The sequence below is a fragment of the Kribbella italica genome, assembly GCF_014205135.1.
GTDB lineage: Bacteria > Actinomycetota > Actinomycetes > Propionibacteriales > Kribbellaceae > Kribbella > Kribbella italica.
The window spans coordinates 3,125,206-3,138,516 of sequence record NZ_JACHMY010000001.1 but is presented as its reverse complement, the minus strand read 5'-3'; the positions used below and the strand labels follow the sequence as shown (position 1 = coordinate 3,138,516).

General features: G+C 69.1%; 14 protein-coding genes. 10 read left to right on the top strand and 4 right to left on the bottom strand.

The window, feature by feature from the left end:
• The first annotated feature begins 20 nt into the window (after window positions 1–20).
• The 3 genes from HDA39_RS14480 to HDA39_RS14470 all read left to right on the top strand — a co-directional run bounded on the left by HDA39_RS14480 (window position 21) and on the right by HDA39_RS14470 (window position 2,087).
• The gene (locus HDA39_RS14480) at window positions 21–620 is read left to right on the top strand and encodes a hypothetical protein (RefSeq protein WP_184795737.1); all 600 of its coding nucleotides are present in this window, start codon (window positions 21–23) and stop codon (window positions 618–620) included.
• A 63-nt stretch (window positions 621–683) separates the two neighbouring features.
• Window positions 684–1,292 (top strand): hypothetical protein, encoded by a 609-nt coding sequence (locus tag HDA39_RS14475; protein ID WP_184795736.1) that lies wholly within the window; start codon window positions 684–686, stop codon window positions 1,290–1,292.
• A 156-nt stretch (window positions 1,293–1,448) separates the two neighbouring features.
• Window positions 1,449–2,087: an SGNH/GDSL hydrolase family protein gene (locus HDA39_RS14470; RefSeq protein WP_184795735.1), complete on the top strand. Its 639-nt coding sequence runs from the start codon at window positions 1,449–1,451 to the stop codon at window positions 2,085–2,087.
• On the opposite strand, the gene HDA39_RS14465 is transcribed toward HDA39_RS14470, so the two are convergent.
• Window positions 2,084–2,989 (bottom strand): serine/threonine-protein kinase, encoded by a 906-nt coding sequence (locus tag HDA39_RS14465; RefSeq protein ID WP_184795734.1) that lies wholly within the window; start codon window positions 2,987–2,989, stop codon window positions 2,084–2,086. The genes HDA39_RS14470 and HDA39_RS14465 overlap by 4 nt on opposite strands.
• 250 nt (window positions 2,990–3,239) lie before the next feature.
• On the opposite strand from HDA39_RS14465, the gene HDA39_RS14460 reads away from it, so the two are divergent.
• The 6 genes from HDA39_RS14460 (at window position 3,240) to HDA39_RS14435 (ending at window position 9,528) form a co-directional block, all read left to right on the top strand.
• The gene (locus HDA39_RS14460) at window positions 3,240–3,893 is read left to right on the top strand and encodes an HAD family hydrolase (protein WP_184795733.1); all 654 of its coding nucleotides are present in this window, start codon (window positions 3,240–3,242) and stop codon (window positions 3,891–3,893) included.
• A 111-nt stretch (window positions 3,894–4,004) separates the two neighbouring features.
• Entirely contained in the window at window positions 4,005–4,817 is an 813-nt protein-coding gene (locus HDA39_RS14455; RefSeq protein ID WP_184795732.1) for a hypothetical protein, read from the top strand.
• A gap of 165 nt (window positions 4,818–4,982) precedes the next feature.
• Window positions 4,983–6,629: a type 2 periplasmic-binding domain-containing protein gene (locus HDA39_RS14450; protein WP_184795731.1), complete on the top strand. Its 1,647-nt coding sequence runs from the start codon at window positions 4,983–4,985 to the stop codon at window positions 6,627–6,629.
• 5 nt (window positions 6,630–6,634) lie between these two features.
• Complete coding sequence (locus tag HDA39_RS14445) at window positions 6,635–7,633, top strand: ABC transporter permease (protein WP_238356055.1); 999 nt, start codon at window positions 6,635–6,637, stop codon at window positions 7,631–7,633.
• Complete coding sequence (locus tag HDA39_RS14440; RefSeq protein WP_184795730.1) at window positions 7,630–8,523, top strand: carbohydrate ABC transporter permease; 894 nt, start codon at window positions 7,630–7,632, stop codon at window positions 8,521–8,523. Before HDA39_RS14445 ends, HDA39_RS14440 begins: the two co-directional genes overlap by 4 nt.
• Window positions 8,524–8,538: 15 nt before the next feature.
• Window positions 8,539–9,528: a LacI family DNA-binding transcriptional regulator gene (locus HDA39_RS14435; RefSeq protein ID WP_202892997.1), complete on the top strand. Its 990-nt coding sequence runs from the start codon at window positions 8,539–8,541 to the stop codon at window positions 9,526–9,528.
• Here HDA39_RS14435 and HDA39_RS14430 read toward each other — a convergent pair.
• Entirely contained in the window at window positions 9,521–10,252 is a 732-nt protein-coding gene (locus HDA39_RS14430) for a hypothetical protein (protein WP_184795728.1), read from the bottom strand. The two genes, HDA39_RS14435 and HDA39_RS14430, sit on opposite strands and share 8 nt — an antisense overlap.
• Window positions 10,252–10,800 carry a SigE family RNA polymerase sigma factor gene (locus tag HDA39_RS14425; RefSeq protein ID WP_238356054.1) on the bottom strand — a complete coding sequence of 183 codons (549 nt, stop codon included), beginning with the start codon at window positions 10,798–10,800 and terminating at the stop codon, window positions 10,252–10,254. The genes HDA39_RS14430 and HDA39_RS14425 overlap by 1 nt, the downstream gene beginning before the upstream one ends.
• 118 nt (window positions 10,801–10,918) lie before the next feature.
• Between HDA39_RS14425 and HDA39_RS14420 the strand changes: the two genes are divergently transcribed.
• Complete coding sequence (locus HDA39_RS14420) at window positions 10,919–12,376, top strand: glycosyltransferase family 87 protein (protein WP_184795727.1); 1,458 nt, start codon at window positions 10,919–10,921, stop codon at window positions 12,374–12,376.
• Here HDA39_RS14420 and HDA39_RS14415 read toward each other — a convergent pair.
• The gene (locus tag HDA39_RS14415) at window positions 12,373–13,299 is read right to left on the bottom strand and encodes a threonine/serine dehydratase family protein (protein WP_184795726.1); all 927 of its coding nucleotides are present in this window, start codon (window positions 13,297–13,299) and stop codon (window positions 12,373–12,375) included. The genes HDA39_RS14420 and HDA39_RS14415 overlap by 4 nt on opposite strands.
• Window positions 13,300–13,311: the final 12 nt, after the last annotated feature.

Genomic DNA, 13,311 nt, shown 5'->3' with positions numbered 1-13,311 from the left:
GACGTTGGAGTTGAGTTCAGATGCGCAAGGCAACCGCCCTGGCAGGAGTCGCCACCTTGGGAATCTCAGGACTGCTTTCCATACCGTCCGCGGAGTCCGCCGCACCGCCGTCCGCCCAGCACTGTGTGGGGAGCTTCAGCGGTGGTGCCCAGCAGTGCTTCGCGACCTTCACCGAAGCGATCAGTACGGCGACGCACGGCGCGGTGACGACGGCGCCGGCCCAGGTCCCGGACGCGGCCGGCAAGGCGGCGCTGGACCGTCAGGTCCAGCAGACCGTCGCGGCCCAGACACGGGCCTTGGGCAACAAGTCGGGCCGGGACGCGGCCGCCGGCGAGGTCATCCAGGGCACCTTCTTCGACAACCGCGACTTCGGCGGAGACTCCTTCACCGTCACCGGTGCGGGGCTGTGCGACGGCTCCGACGGAGTGATCAACTACGAGTTCACCTTCCCCGGCGACTGGTTCAACCGGATCAGCTCGGTCCAGCCCTGGGCCAGCTGCAAGATCTGGCTCTACCCCGACGCCAACCTGACCGGCGACCGGGACGGGCCCTTCACCGCCAACACCGGCTGGATCGGCCAGTTCATGGACGACCGGACCGACTCGGTCGGCTTCAGCTGAGCAGCACGTCCCCCTTCCCCTGCGACGGTTTCGCCCCAACCCACCAAGTGAGGAAGTAGAACCATGTCGAAACGAGTGATCGCCCTGACCGGTGCCGCGTTCCTCGCGGCCGCCACCACCCTGACCGCCTCGTCGGCGTACGCCGCGGACGGACCGACCGGACGCGAACTGCTGGACAAGTGCAACAACGGGACCGACACCTGCGTGTTCCACCCGTACGGGCCGCCGGAGACCTTCCGCGGAGACATCCACCAGGTCGGCGACACGGTGTTCAACTGCACGGCCGACCTGCAGCGCTCGACGGTGAAGTGGTCCGAGACGACCGGTGAGTCGAACAGCTTCGGCGTCTCGCTGTCGGCCGAGTACGGGTTCTCCGACGTGTTCAAGGTGTCGATCGAGACGTCGTACCAGCACACCTGGGAGAGCTCGAGCACGGTCGGCCAGGACGACAGCATCGACGTCAAGCCCGGCGAGAAGGGCTGGGTCGAGCGGTCCACCGAGATGAACCGGGTCAAGGGTCAGTACGAGATGCACTTCCCGGACCGCTTCTACGACCACTACATCTGGTACCAGGAGTTCGAGGCGGTCGGTCCGGTCAAGGACGCGCCCGGCCTGATCACCAAGAAGACCGCCGTGATGAGCCCGGAGGAGAAGAGCCAGCACTGCGGCTGACGCCTCCGGCAGTCCACTAGGTGACTGAACGGTGTCGATTTCTCTCAGGGGCTTGCCGAATCCCTGCTGGAATCGATACCTTCCTTCCGGCTCGACCTGGCCGTTCCCCCCGTGACGGCCAGGCCGAGCCTTCACTTGTTCCAGTACCGTCGGCGCATGCGGATCCTGTACGTCGGCAACAGCTTCACCTCACGCAACAACCTGCCCGGCACGGTCGCCGCGCTGGCGTCGGCGCGGGGGATCGAGGTCACCCATCAGTTGATCTCCGCCGGTGGGGCGTCGTTGCGGCAGCACCTGAACGCGGGGAAGGCGCTCGCCGAGATCGCGTCCGGTGAGTACGACGTCGTCGTCCTGCAGGAGCAGAGCACGCTGCCGGTGAAGAGCCCGGCGCGGATGCGCGACAGCGTCCGGGACTTCCACGCGGCGATCGAGGCCGCCGGCGCGCGGACCGCGCTGTACCTGACGTGGGCCCGCCGCAACCAACCCGAGGCCCAGGTTGCACTCACCACCGCGTACGCCGCCGGCGCGGCCGAGACCGGCGCCACGCTGATCCCGGTCGGACTCGTGTGGGAGCGCTTCTTGGCGACGTACGACGAGCCGGCCCTGCACGACGCCGACAACAGCCACCCCGCGCCGGCCGGCAGCTATCTCGCGGCCTGTGTCTTCCTGATCGCGTTGCTGGAGGAGAACCCGGTGGGGATCGAGTTGCCGGTCAAGGGCGTGGACTCCGAGACGGCGGAGCTGATCAGGCGCGCGACCTGGCGCATTTGTACAGACTTGGTCGAAGGGCGTTAGCCGGCGAGGTCGGTGGCGGCGGTCAGGTCGCCGGAGATCGGAGCCGGGGCGGTGTCGGCGGGGGCGACTGTCGGGAGGTGGATGCGGCGGGGGCGACGGTGGGGAGACTTCAGGTAGGTGTGCCAGCACCAGGTGGCCACATCCGTCGCGTTGGGGCGGTCGGCGGGGTTCTTGGCGAGCATGCGGAGGAGGTACCGGCGGAAGTTGCGGTGGACCTGGTCGGGCTGGGCCGGGCACTGGTGGAGGTGCTGGCGGAGGACGCCGGTGGGAGTGTCGGCGACGAAGGGCGGGTCGCCGGTCAGGAGTTGGTAGAGCACGCAGCCGAGGGAATAGACATCGGCGGCGGGGCCGGACGGTTGCGCGCTCGCGCGTTCGGGGGCGAGGTAGTAGCTGGTGCCGAGGATGTGGCCCGGGGGAGTGTCGTCGGCGGTGGGGTCGGCGACGAAGCGGGCGATGCCGAAGTCGGCGATCTTCACCGTGCGATCCGCGGTGATCAGCAGGTTGCCGGGCTTGATGTCGCGATGGACGACGCCCTCGTGGTGGGCCGCGGCCAGACCTTCGGCGACCTGGGCGGCGATCCACGCGGCGGCGGCCGGCTCGAAGCAGCCCTCGCGGCGCAGCTCGGCGGCGAGGTTGTCGCCGTCGACGAGTTCCATCACCAGGTAGCAGCTGTCGCCGTACGGGCCGAAGTCGTGGACGCCGATCACGTGCGGATTGTTGACCACGGCACCGGCATGCGCCTCGCGGCGGAAGCGTTCCATCGCCTGGGCGCCGCTGTGCTCCGGTGGCAGCAGCTTGACGGCGACCGGGCGGCCGAGCAGCTCGTCGGTGGCGCGCCAGACCTCGCCCATCCCGCCCCGGCCGATCATCGTCTCCAGCTCGTACCGATTCGCGATCCGCATCATGGCCTCCCGCGTCCCCGTGAGACTCCCCAGGTACCCCAAGGCGTGACCGGGCATGCGCGGGCCGCGATCTTGTGCAGCGTTTGCCGCGCGGGTCGGTGGTTGGCGATGATGAGTGCGGTCGCGCGCGCTGGTTGGTTCAACGCGCGCGACCTGGGTGATTCGACTGCCCGCGGGTCGTTCCAACCACCTGTCCACTCGGTGCCCCTTTGCGGTGTTCTCACACCCACCTTCTAGGGTGACGGCTGTGATGAGGCTCAAGGTGTCGCACATCGTCTGGGACTGGAACGGGACGCTGCTCGACGACAACAAGGCGGTACTGGCCGCGGCGAACGAGGTCTGCGCGGGCTTCGGGCGCCCCGCGATCACCTGGGACGAGTGGCGCGAGGTGTACGCGCGGCCGATGAAGCTGTCGTACGAGAAGATCCTCGGCCGGGAGCTCGGCGAGGAGGACTGGGCGCGGGTCGACAAGCTCTACCACGAGCGGTACGACCTGCAGCTGCACACGTGCGGGCTCGCGATGGGCGTGCCGGACGGTCTGCAGGCCTGGGGTGCGTCCGGACGGACGCAGTCGTTGCTGTCGATGTGGTTCCACGCCCAGCTGGTCCTGACCATCGACGGGTTCGGGCTGACCGACCTGTTCCAGCGCGTCGACGGGCTGCAGAGCGCGGTCGGCGGCGGGTCGAAGGCCGAGCACCTGGCCCTTCACCTCCAGGCGCAGCAGCTGGACCCCGCGGACGTCGTCATGATCGGTGACGTGGTGGACGACGCCGACGCGGCCAGGGCCGTCGGCGCGCAGTGCGTGCTGGTGACGACCGGCGCGATGTCCCGTACGGCGTTGCAGGCGACCGGGTTCCCGGTCACCGACTCGGTGCCGGACGCACTCTCACTTCTGGCCGACTGACAACAGCCGCCGACCACGACAGGCCGGCGACAGCGGCGTGCAAGGCCCTTTCCCGAGAATCGAACCGGCCCGGGGGAGCCGTTCCCTCGGGTTCTCGGGGAGGGAACAGAAATGGCATTGTGCAGATTGCTGGGCGGGGCCGTTCTCGCGCTGGTCGGGCTGGTGGGGAGCCCGCTCGCCGCGCAGGCGGCCGGCGGACCGTCGAACGACGGCTACGCGGGTGTGGTCGCGGTGGGGGTTCCGTCGGTTCACACGGTTGACACCACAGGGGCGACCCGTGGGGCTGATGACGAGCGGGCGGAGCAGGCGTGCTCGTGGATGCAGCCGATCTCGGCGTACCGGAGCGTCTGGTACGAGTACAAGCCGACGAGCACCGAGCAGGGACTGCGGATCTCGACCGCGGGGTCGGACCACGACGTGGAGATCGCGGTCTTCTCCGGGTTCGACCAGTCGGAGTTCACGCCGTATCCGTGGGTGTGTGGTGGCAGCACTCGCGACCTGCAGGTCAACGACGGAAACCGCAGCTACACCATCGTGGCCTTCTCGAGGGACCCGCAGGCGGGCGGTGGCAAGGTCCGGCTCAGTGTCACCGAGTCGCCGGCCGCCGACATCTCGGTGGCCGTGGATGGCACAGGCGTATTGAGCGCGGATGGTACGACGGTGGGCCTGAGCGGCACGGTGGAGTGCAACCAGGGCTGCATGTACCGGATGCAGGCCGACGTGACGCAAGCTCGGGCGACGGCCACCGGCAGGACGGGTGGGGAGCTGGCGATGGAGACGCCGGGGGAGTGGGCGCTGCAGGCGACCGTGGTCAAGGGCGTCGTGCGGCCTGGACAGGTGAAGGTCAAGCTCACGGTCGAGGGCGAGGGGACGACGGGGGTGTTCCGGCGGACGGTGACCCGGTGGGTGCGGTTGACGCGGTGAGCTAGGCGCGCGATCACCGGCGGCGGTCGGTCCTTGGTGGACCGGCCGCCGTTTCCTCTTGCGCGGATCCAGGTCGGCAGTCTACGGTCCCGGTTAACGTTTAAGTGATCGTTGGTGAGCATTAAAGCCGCCAAAAGATCAGAAACAGTCACCGAGGAGGCAGAGATGTCAGGTACGACGGAGCGCAGGTTGGGCCGGCGACGGTTCCTGGGGTTGAGTGCCGCCGCGGTCGGGTCGGTGGCGTTCGCGTCCGCCTGCGGCGACGGGGGTGCGCAGGCGGGCGGCGCGCAGGCGTCCGGGGACGTCGCGCTGCCGACGTACAAGCCGTTCGGTGGGCTGACGGCGGACCTGCCGGGCGCCGAGTCGGGCCTCGAGCCGGGCTTCCTGAAGTTCCCGGAGAACGCGATCGCGAGCGTGCAGTCGCCGCCGATCAAGAACGCGGTGACCGCGCTCACCGAGACGTTCGCGACGCCACCGCCGCCGATGGGCAGCAATCCCATGTGGCAGGCGCTGAACCGCGCGCTCGGCGCCGACCTCAAGCTCACCATCGGCACCGACCCGGGCTACCCGGAGAAGTTCGCCACCCTGCTGGCCGGCGACTCGCTGCCCGACCTGATGTGGCTGCCGCCGAACCAGGGCATCCCGAACGTCGGGCCGATGCTGGAGGCCAAGTTCCAGGACCTGACCAAGTACCTGTCCGGCGACGCCGTGCTGGAGTACCCGAACCTCGCCGCGCTGAAGCCGGCGTCGTGGCGGACCGCGGTCGTGAACGGCAAGATCTGGGGCGCGCCGATCCCGTCGACGCCGTTCGGCCAGGTGATGATGGGCAACCCGAAGACGTGGGCGAAGGTCGGCGGCCTGCAGTGCACGAGCGCCGAGGAGTTCTTCGGCAAGTGCAAGGAGCTGACCAGCGGCACCAACTACGCGCTCGAGCCCGCGATCGTGAACATGCTGCACATGTTCGGCGAGTGGTTCGGCGCCCCGAACGGCTGGCGGGTCAACTCCGACCGCTCGCTGACCCACTTGTACGAGACCGACAACTACAAGGCCGCCGTCGAGTACGCCGCCAAGCTGTGGGCCGCGAAGGTGTTCTACCCCGACCTCAACCTGGCCGACGCGACGCCGAAGACGGTCAACGGACAGATCGCCGCGCAGGTCACCGTCGGTCCGCGCGCCACGTCGGACTTCCGGGCGCTCGACCCGTCGCTGTTCGTCGACACGCTGATCCCGTTCGGGCACGACGGCAAGGCCAAGCCGGTCTACGACATGGGCTACGGCACGGTCGGGTTCACGCCGTTCAAGAAGACCGACGAGGGCCGGATCCGGGAGCTGCTGGCCCTGGTCAACTACCTGTCGGCGCCGTTCGGCACCAAGGAGTTCCTGCAGAAGAACTTCGGGACGGCGGGCGAGCAGTACCAGCTCGACGGCCAGAAGAATCCGGTACTGACCAAGGCCGGCACCCAGCAGGCGCCCGGCCTGGTCAGCGCGCTGCAGATCATGACCGCGCCGGAGAGCGTGATCTTCAACCCGGCGTTCCCCGACGACACCCGCAAGGTGCACGCGACCGAGCAGCAGCTGCTCAAGTTCGCGATGCGCAACCCGACGGCCGGCACCTACTCCGACACCAGCAGCAAGGCCGGGCCGAAGCTCACCGAGGCGTTCCGGGACACGATCATCGACATCGTCACCGGGCGGCAGAAGCTCGACGCGTACGACGAGGCGCTGAAGCGCTGGAAGTCCGGTGGCGGTGACAAGATGCGCGGCGAGTTCGAGGCCGTGCTGCCCGCGAGCGTCCCGGTCACCGGGTCCTGACGCCGATGGAGACGCTCGTCGCGACCCAGCGCCCCGAGACCGCCGAGCCGGCTCCGCGGCCGCCGGACGTCCGGCGTACGGCGAAACTGCCGTTGTCGGTGCGGTGGCGCCGGGACTGGCAGATGGTGCTGCTGATGATCCCCGGCGTGCTGTTCCTGCTGGTGTTCTTCTACCTGCCGGTGATCGGCAACGTGGTCGCCTTCCAGGACTTCCAGCCGTTCCTCGGGATCATGCACAGTGAGTGGAACGGCGTCCAGAACTTCGTCAACCTGTACGCCAACCCGGACTTCTGGGACGCGCTGCGCAACACGCTGGTCCTCGCGCTGGTCCAGCTGGTGCTGTTCTTCCCGGTCCCGCTGGCGCTCGCGCTGATCGTGGACTCGCTGGTCAGCAACCGGATCCGGCGCGCGTTCCAGACCGTCGCGTACCTGCCGCACTTCCTGTCCTGGGTGCTCGTGATCGCGCTGTTCCAGCAGTCGCTCGGCGGCGCCGGGTTCGTCAACAACCTGCTCCGGCAGGCCGGGCTCGACCCGATCCCGTTCATGACGAACCCGGACACCTTCCCGCTGCTCGTCGTCGCGCAGCTGGTCTGGAAGGACGCGGGCTGGGCGATGATCATCTTCCTGGCCGCGCTGACCAGCGTCGACGTCGCCCTGTACGAGGCCGCGGCCGCGGACGGCGCGGGGCGCTGGCGCCGGCTGTGGCACATCACGCTGCCGTCGATGCGGACCGTCATCGTGCTGCTGCTGATCCTGCGGATCGGCGACGTCCTGAGCGTCGGCTTCGAGCAGTTCATCCTGCAACGCGACTCGGTCGGACCGGGCGCCGCGGAAGTGCTCGACACCTTCACGTACTACGCCGGAGTCGTCGGCGGTGACTGGAGCAGCGGTGCCGCGGCCGGTCTGGCCAAGGGAGTGATCAGCGCGCTGCTGCTGTGGGGTGCGAACACGATCGCGCACAAGCTGGGCGAGCCCGGCATCTTCCAGAAGAGAGGTCAGCAATGAGCATCGCCGCCTCCCGCCGGCCGATCTGGAAGGAACGGCCGTCGCCGTTCTACCAGTCGGTGAAGACCCTGGTCCTGGGCGGATTCGCGGTCGCGATCATCGTGCCGATCATGGTGGTGATCTCGACGTCGCTGGCCAGCGACCAGGACATCATCGACGCCGGCGGGTACGTGCTGTGGCCGTCGCACCCGACGGTCAAGGCGTACGAGACGTTGTTCAGCGGCGGGCTGATGGCCCGGGCGATCGGGGTCAGCGTGTTCGTCACGCTGGTCGGTACGGCGATCGCGCTGGCCACCACGATCGCGCTGGCCTACGCGACGTCGCGGCCGGTCCTGTTCGGCCGGCCGGTGCTGCTGATGGTGCTGTTCACGCTGCTGTTCGCGCCGGGCATCATCCCGATGTTCCTGGTGGTCAAGCAGCTCGGGCTGATCGACAGCCTGTGGTCGCTGATCCTGCCCGGCGCGCTGGGCGCGTTCAACTTCATCGTGCTGCGGACGTTCTTCATGAACGTGCCGGCCGAGCTGCTGGAGAGCGCGCGGATCGACGGCGCCAGCGACTTCACCATCCTGCGCCGGGTGGTGATGCCGCTGTCGAAGGCGGTGATCGCAGTGGTCGGGCTGTTCTACGCGGTCGGGTTCTGGAACGCCTTCTTCAACGCGCTGCTCTACCTGAACGACACCTCGAAGTGGCCGGTCCAGGTGATCCTGCGGACCTACGTGCTGCAAGGCAAGTCGTTGTCGGCCGACCAGCTCGGCGTCGAGCCGCTGCCGCAGCCGCAGTCGCTGCAGATGGCGGTCGTCGTCGTCGCGCTGGTCCCGATCGCGCTGGTCTACCCGTTCCTGCAGCGGCACTTCACCAAGGGCGTCATCACCGGGGCAGTCAAGGGTTAGTAGACAATGTCCCTCATGTCCGACCGACCGACTCTGCGCACGGTCGCGGCCGAGGCCGGCGTCTCGATCGCGACCGTGTCCTACGTACTGTCCGGCCACGAGCGCGGCCGGACGATCTCCGCGACCACGGCCGACCGGGTGCGTGACGTCGCGACCCGGCTCGGCTACCGGCGCAACGACGCGGCGCGGGCGATCCGGACCGGCAAGTCGGACCTGGTGCTGCTCTCGCTGACCGTCCTCGCCGATCCCTGGTCGCAGGCGGTCGCGGCGACGGTCAACGACCGCGTCACGCCGCTCGGCAAGACCGCGCTGATCGTGGCCGACGGCGACTGGCGGACCGTGCTGTCGAACCGTACGCCGGACGTCATCTTCATCGACCACGTCGATCCCGCTCCGGAGGTGGTCGCCGAGCTCGAGCGGTTCGCGGAGCGCGGCGTGCAGATCGTCGCGTTCAGCGAGGTGCTCGAACCGCGCGGCTTCGACGTGATCCGGTCCGGCGCCGAGCCGACCTGCCACCTCGCGGTCGAGCACCTGCTCGAGCGGCACACCCGGATCGGCGCGCTCACCTCCGAGACCCACCGCTCGACCCGCTTCACGGCGTACGTCGACGGCCTGGCGGCGGCCGGCCTGCCGTACCGGGAGGACGACGTCGCGATCTTCGAGCGGCACCCCGAAGGCGCGTACCGGGCGGCGATGTCCCTGCTGACCAAGGAGGATCGCCCGACCGCGCTGTATTGCACGACCGACTTCGCCGCGATCGCCGCGGTCCGGGCCGCGCACCGGCTGCGGCTCGACGTACCGGGTGACCTCGCGGTGATCGGCGTCGGCAACACGCCGGACGGCGAGCACCTCGATCCGTCGCTGTCGACGGTCGGCCCGGTCGGCTTCAACGCCGCGCTCGCCGATATCCTGACCGGCCGCCTGACTGACCGGGAAGGGGCCCCGGGCAAGGTCTTCGACTTCCCCTGGCAGCTGATCGTCCGCGAGTCGACGCGGGTCACTTGAGGCTCGGCACCTTCGGGTCGGTGACCAGGGCCGTGACGGCCTGCTGGTCGACGGGACCGAACAGCATCGGCTTGCTGCCTTCGAAGGGCGTGGAGCCGTCCCTGTCGAACAGCGCCAGGATCAAGGTTCCATCCGGGCGCAGTGTGCTGGCGAAGAAAGCCCGGTCGCCGCGCTGCCCGATCCGGACCGACTGACTGCCGACGGCCATGACCTGGCAGTCGCTGACCTCGGAGGGCACGCCACGCATCGCGCAGACGTCCGGCGAGTCGGGCGCGGGATTCTGCGGTGAAGAGATCGGGCGGGTGAGCCGGAGGCTCGCGGTGGTGCCGTCGGTGGCCCGCACCGTCAAGGTGTAGGTGTTGACTCCGATTCCGATGTCAGGGGCGGGTCCGTACGTCTGGTCGACGACCGGGAGCCCGAGGTGAGTACGCATCGGCTCGTCCAAGTACCGGACCTTCGTCATGCCGTTGAAGCCAGGGTCGATGCTGCGCTCGACCTGGAGGGGCGGTCCGGCGACCTGTGGCGCGGACGTGCGGAGGTTGCCCACGCTGATCGCGGCGACCGCGGACAGCGTGACGAGACCGGCGGCCGCCGTGACGGCCGCGGCCCGGCGGCGGCGTACTCGCTTGCGACCCGCGGCGATCAAAGTCGTCGGGTCGAGCTGGTGGTGATCGGTGCGGTGGGCGCTGGTGGTGATCTGGTCGATCAGGTCTTGTTCGGACATCAGCACTCCTCCGTCAGCAGGGCGTAGCGGGAGTCGGACAGGTGGGTTCTGAGGTTCTGCAGCGCCTTGGCGCTCTGGCTCTTGACCGTGCTGGCGGTGATCTGGAGGTCGGCGGCGACCTCCTCGATCGGGAGGTCGAGCCAGTAGCGCAGGACGACGATCCGGCGTTGTCTCGGGGCGAGCAGGGCGAGGGCGGTGACGAGTTCGTCGCGGTCCTCGACGCCGTGGTCCGGGGGTTCGGCGATGTCCGGCAGGTCCGCCGTACTGCGTTCGCGGTGCCAGGCGCGGCGGCTGGAGTCGATCGACGCGTTGACCAGGATCCGGCGGACGTAGGCGTCCTCGGTGCCGGAGCGCTGGACGCGCGGCCAGGCTACGTACAGCTTGATCAGGGCGGTCTGGACCAGATCCTCGGCGGCGTGCAGGTTGCCGCAGAGCAGGTAGGCGGCGCCGAGCAGGCGTGACTGTCTGGTCAGCACGAACTCGGTGAACTCGCGGTCGCGGCGTTCGCCCATCGGCGTCCTCTTCTGCTTCTGCTGCTGCCTGGTCAACGGTAGATACGGATCAGGTCAGCCCCAGGACGCCCCGGTGCCGGTGGAGCATGGCGTGACGGTTCCTGGGTAACCTTGCGGGCGCCGCCTGGCCCGGCGGTCGATCGGATAGGAGACGATGTCCCCCGTGACCTCACGTGACGCCCAGGACGCGCAGGCCCGGCCGGCTCCGTCGGAGGCCGATCCGGCGGTCGCCGGCCTGACCGTGGGGCTCGGTGGCCCGTCCGGGCGGTTCGCCCGGTTGAGCTCGTCGTGGTGGACGCCGCTGCGGATCGCGCTGGCGGTCTGCACGATCACCTTCGCGCTCGGTGTGCTGCAGAAGGCGCCCTGCATGGAGGCCGGCTGGGACCGGCAGAGCTGGCGGCCGTTCAAGGCGCTGTGCTATTCCGACATCGGCTACCTGTACCAGGAGCGCGGTTTCGCCGAGGGGAACCGGCCGTTCCTGGACACCGGCAACTACCCGGTGCTGGAGTACCCGGTGCTGACCGGTGGGTTCATGGAGGCCGCGGCACAGATCACCTGGGTGATCACCGGCGACCCGAAGCAGGACGTCACGGTCGAGCAGAAGCGCGACACCGCCGGCGTCTTCTTCGTGGTGAACGTCGTGCTGCTGTTCCTCTGCGCGCTGCTGCTGGTCGGGCTCACGATGGCGACCGCTCGCGGCATCGCCTCGCGTCCGGGCGCGGCCCGGGGGCAGCCGCTCGACGCCTTGTACGTCGCGGCCGCGCCGGTGCTCGCGCTGACCTCGACGATCAACTGGGACCTGTTCGCCGTCGTCCTGACCGCCGGTGCGATGTGGGCGTGGTCGCGCGGCAAACCGATCTGGTTCGGCATCCTGCTCGGACTGGGGACAGCGGCCAAGTTCTACCCGTTCCTGCTGCTCGGCCCGCTGCTGATCGTGTGCCTGCGCGGGCGGAAGCTCTGGCCGTGGTTCCAGGCGACGGTCGCCGCGGTGGTCGCGTGGGGTGTGGTGAACGCGCCGATCTACCTGCTGGCCAAGAACGAGTGGATGTCGTTCTGGGTCTTCAACGACGAGCGCGAGAGCGACTACGGCTCGATCTGGTACGTGCTGAAGCTGGCCGAGCACGAGGTCGCCGACGTCAACAAGCTGAACATCGTGATCTTCGCCGGGCTGTGCCTGTCGATCGCGATCCTCGGGTTGATGGCACCGCGTCCACCACGGTTCGCGCAGCTGGCGTTCCTGGTGGTCGCCGCGTTCCTGCTGATCAACAAGGTGTACTCACCGCAGTACGTGCTCTGGCTGCTGCCGCTGGTCGCGCTGGCCCGGCCGAAACTGCGGGACTGGCTGATCTGGCAGGCCTGCGAGTGCTTCTACTGGATGATGGTCTGGCTGCATCTGGCGCAGTTCCTGGCGCCCGGGCAGCCGGACGCGCCGGACAAGATCTACTGGTTCTCCGTCGTGCTGCGGATGGCCGGCACGCTGTACCTGATGCTCGTGGTGTCGCGCGACATCCTGCTGCCGGAGCGGGATCCGGTCCGGCAGGGTGAGCTGGTCGACGATCCGGGCGATGGCGTGGTGTCCGACCTGCCGCCGCGGGAGCGCGTCCCCGTTTAGTACAGCTTCGAGACGTCCAGGTTCCCGCCGCTGACGACGCTGGTGGTGGGGCCGGTGAGCTGGAGCTTGCCTTCGAGCAGCGCGGCGAAGGGTGCCGCCGCGGCGGGTTCGAGGGCGAGCTTGGTGCGGGACATGACCAGGCGGGTGGCGTCCAGCAGGGCGTCCTCGCTGACGCGGACCACCTCGTCGACGTACTGCTGGATGATGCCGAAGTTGTGCGTGCCGCAGACCGGCGCGGCCAGGCCGTCGGCGATGCTCTTGGCGGTCGGCAGCTTCTGCGGTGTGCCGGCCGCGAGGCTGCGGCTGACCACGTCGGCGGTCTCGGGCTCGATGCCGACGACGCGGATCGACGGGTCGACGAGTTTGACCGCGAGCGCGACGCCGGAGATGAGTCCGCCGCCACCGACCGGGACCAGGACGGTCCTGGTGCCCGGTGCGTCGTCGAGGAGTTCGAGGCCGAGGCTGCCGTGCCCGGTGATCACGTCGAGGTCGTCGAACGGGTGGACGCCGGTCAGCTTCCGCTCGTCGCGGATGCTCTCGTACGCCGCGATCAGGTCGCCGTCGACGAGCTCCACCTGTGCGCCGTACGCGCGGGCGGCGTCGATCTTCGCCTGGACCGCCGTCGTCGCCATCACGACCGTCGCGGGCACCTGGGCGTTGCGTGCGGCCCAGGCGAGCGCGCCGGCCGCGTTGCCCGCGGACACCGTGATCACGCCGCGCTCGCGCTCCTCGGCGGTCAGCTGCAACGTCTTGTGGAGCAGGCCGCGCACCTTGAAGCTGCCGGTCTTCTGGAACAGTTCGGCCTTCAGCGTGAGCGGCGCGCCGAACAGCTCGTCGAGGGCGGTGGACGTGACGACCGGGGTGCGGTGGATCCGTCCGGCGAGTTGAGCGGCGGCACGGCGTACGTCCTCGAGAGTCGGCATGCCGCCGAGCCT

Excerpts from the sequence above, each read along its gene's own strand:
- HDA39_RS14465 (WP_184795734.1), bottom strand. The coding sequence starts at position 2,989 with ATGCGGATCGCGAATCGGTACGAGCTGGAGACGATGATCGGCCGGGGC.
- HDA39_RS14435 (WP_202892997.1), top strand. The coding sequence starts at position 8,539 with ATGTCCGACCGACCGACTCTGCGCACGGTCGCGGCCGAGGCCGGCGTC.
- HDA39_RS14430 (WP_184795728.1), bottom strand. The coding sequence starts at position 10,252 with ATGTCCGAACAAGACCTGATCGACCAGATCACCACCAGCGCCCACCGC.
- HDA39_RS14460 (WP_184795733.1), top strand. The coding sequence starts at position 3,240 with ATGAGGCTCAAGGTGTCGCACATCGTCTGGGACTGGAACGGGACGCTG.
- HDA39_RS14480 (WP_184795737.1), top strand. The coding sequence starts at position 21 with ATGCGCAAGGCAACCGCCCTGGCAGGAGTCGCCACCTTGGGAATCTCA.
- HDA39_RS14415 (WP_184795726.1), bottom strand. The coding sequence starts at position 13,299 with ATGCCGACTCTCGAGGACGTACGCCGTGCCGCCGCTCAACTCGCCGGA.
- HDA39_RS14420 (WP_184795727.1), top strand. The coding sequence starts at position 10,919 with ATGTCCCCCGTGACCTCACGTGACGCCCAGGACGCGCAGGCCCGGCCG.
- HDA39_RS14440 (WP_184795730.1), top strand. The coding sequence starts at position 7,630 with ATGAGCATCGCCGCCTCCCGCCGGCCGATCTGGAAGGAACGGCCGTCG.
- HDA39_RS14470 (WP_184795735.1), top strand. The coding sequence starts at position 1,449 with ATGCGGATCCTGTACGTCGGCAACAGCTTCACCTCACGCAACAACCTG.
- HDA39_RS14450 (WP_184795731.1), top strand. The coding sequence starts at position 4,983 with ATGTCAGGTACGACGGAGCGCAGGTTGGGCCGGCGACGGTTCCTGGGG.
- HDA39_RS14445 (WP_238356055.1), top strand. The coding sequence starts at position 6,635 with ATGGAGACGCTCGTCGCGACCCAGCGCCCCGAGACCGCCGAGCCGGCT.
- HDA39_RS14475 (WP_184795736.1), top strand. The coding sequence starts at position 684 with ATGTCGAAACGAGTGATCGCCCTGACCGGTGCCGCGTTCCTCGCGGCC.
- HDA39_RS14455 (WP_184795732.1), top strand. The coding sequence starts at position 4,005 with ATGGCATTGTGCAGATTGCTGGGCGGGGCCGTTCTCGCGCTGGTCGGG.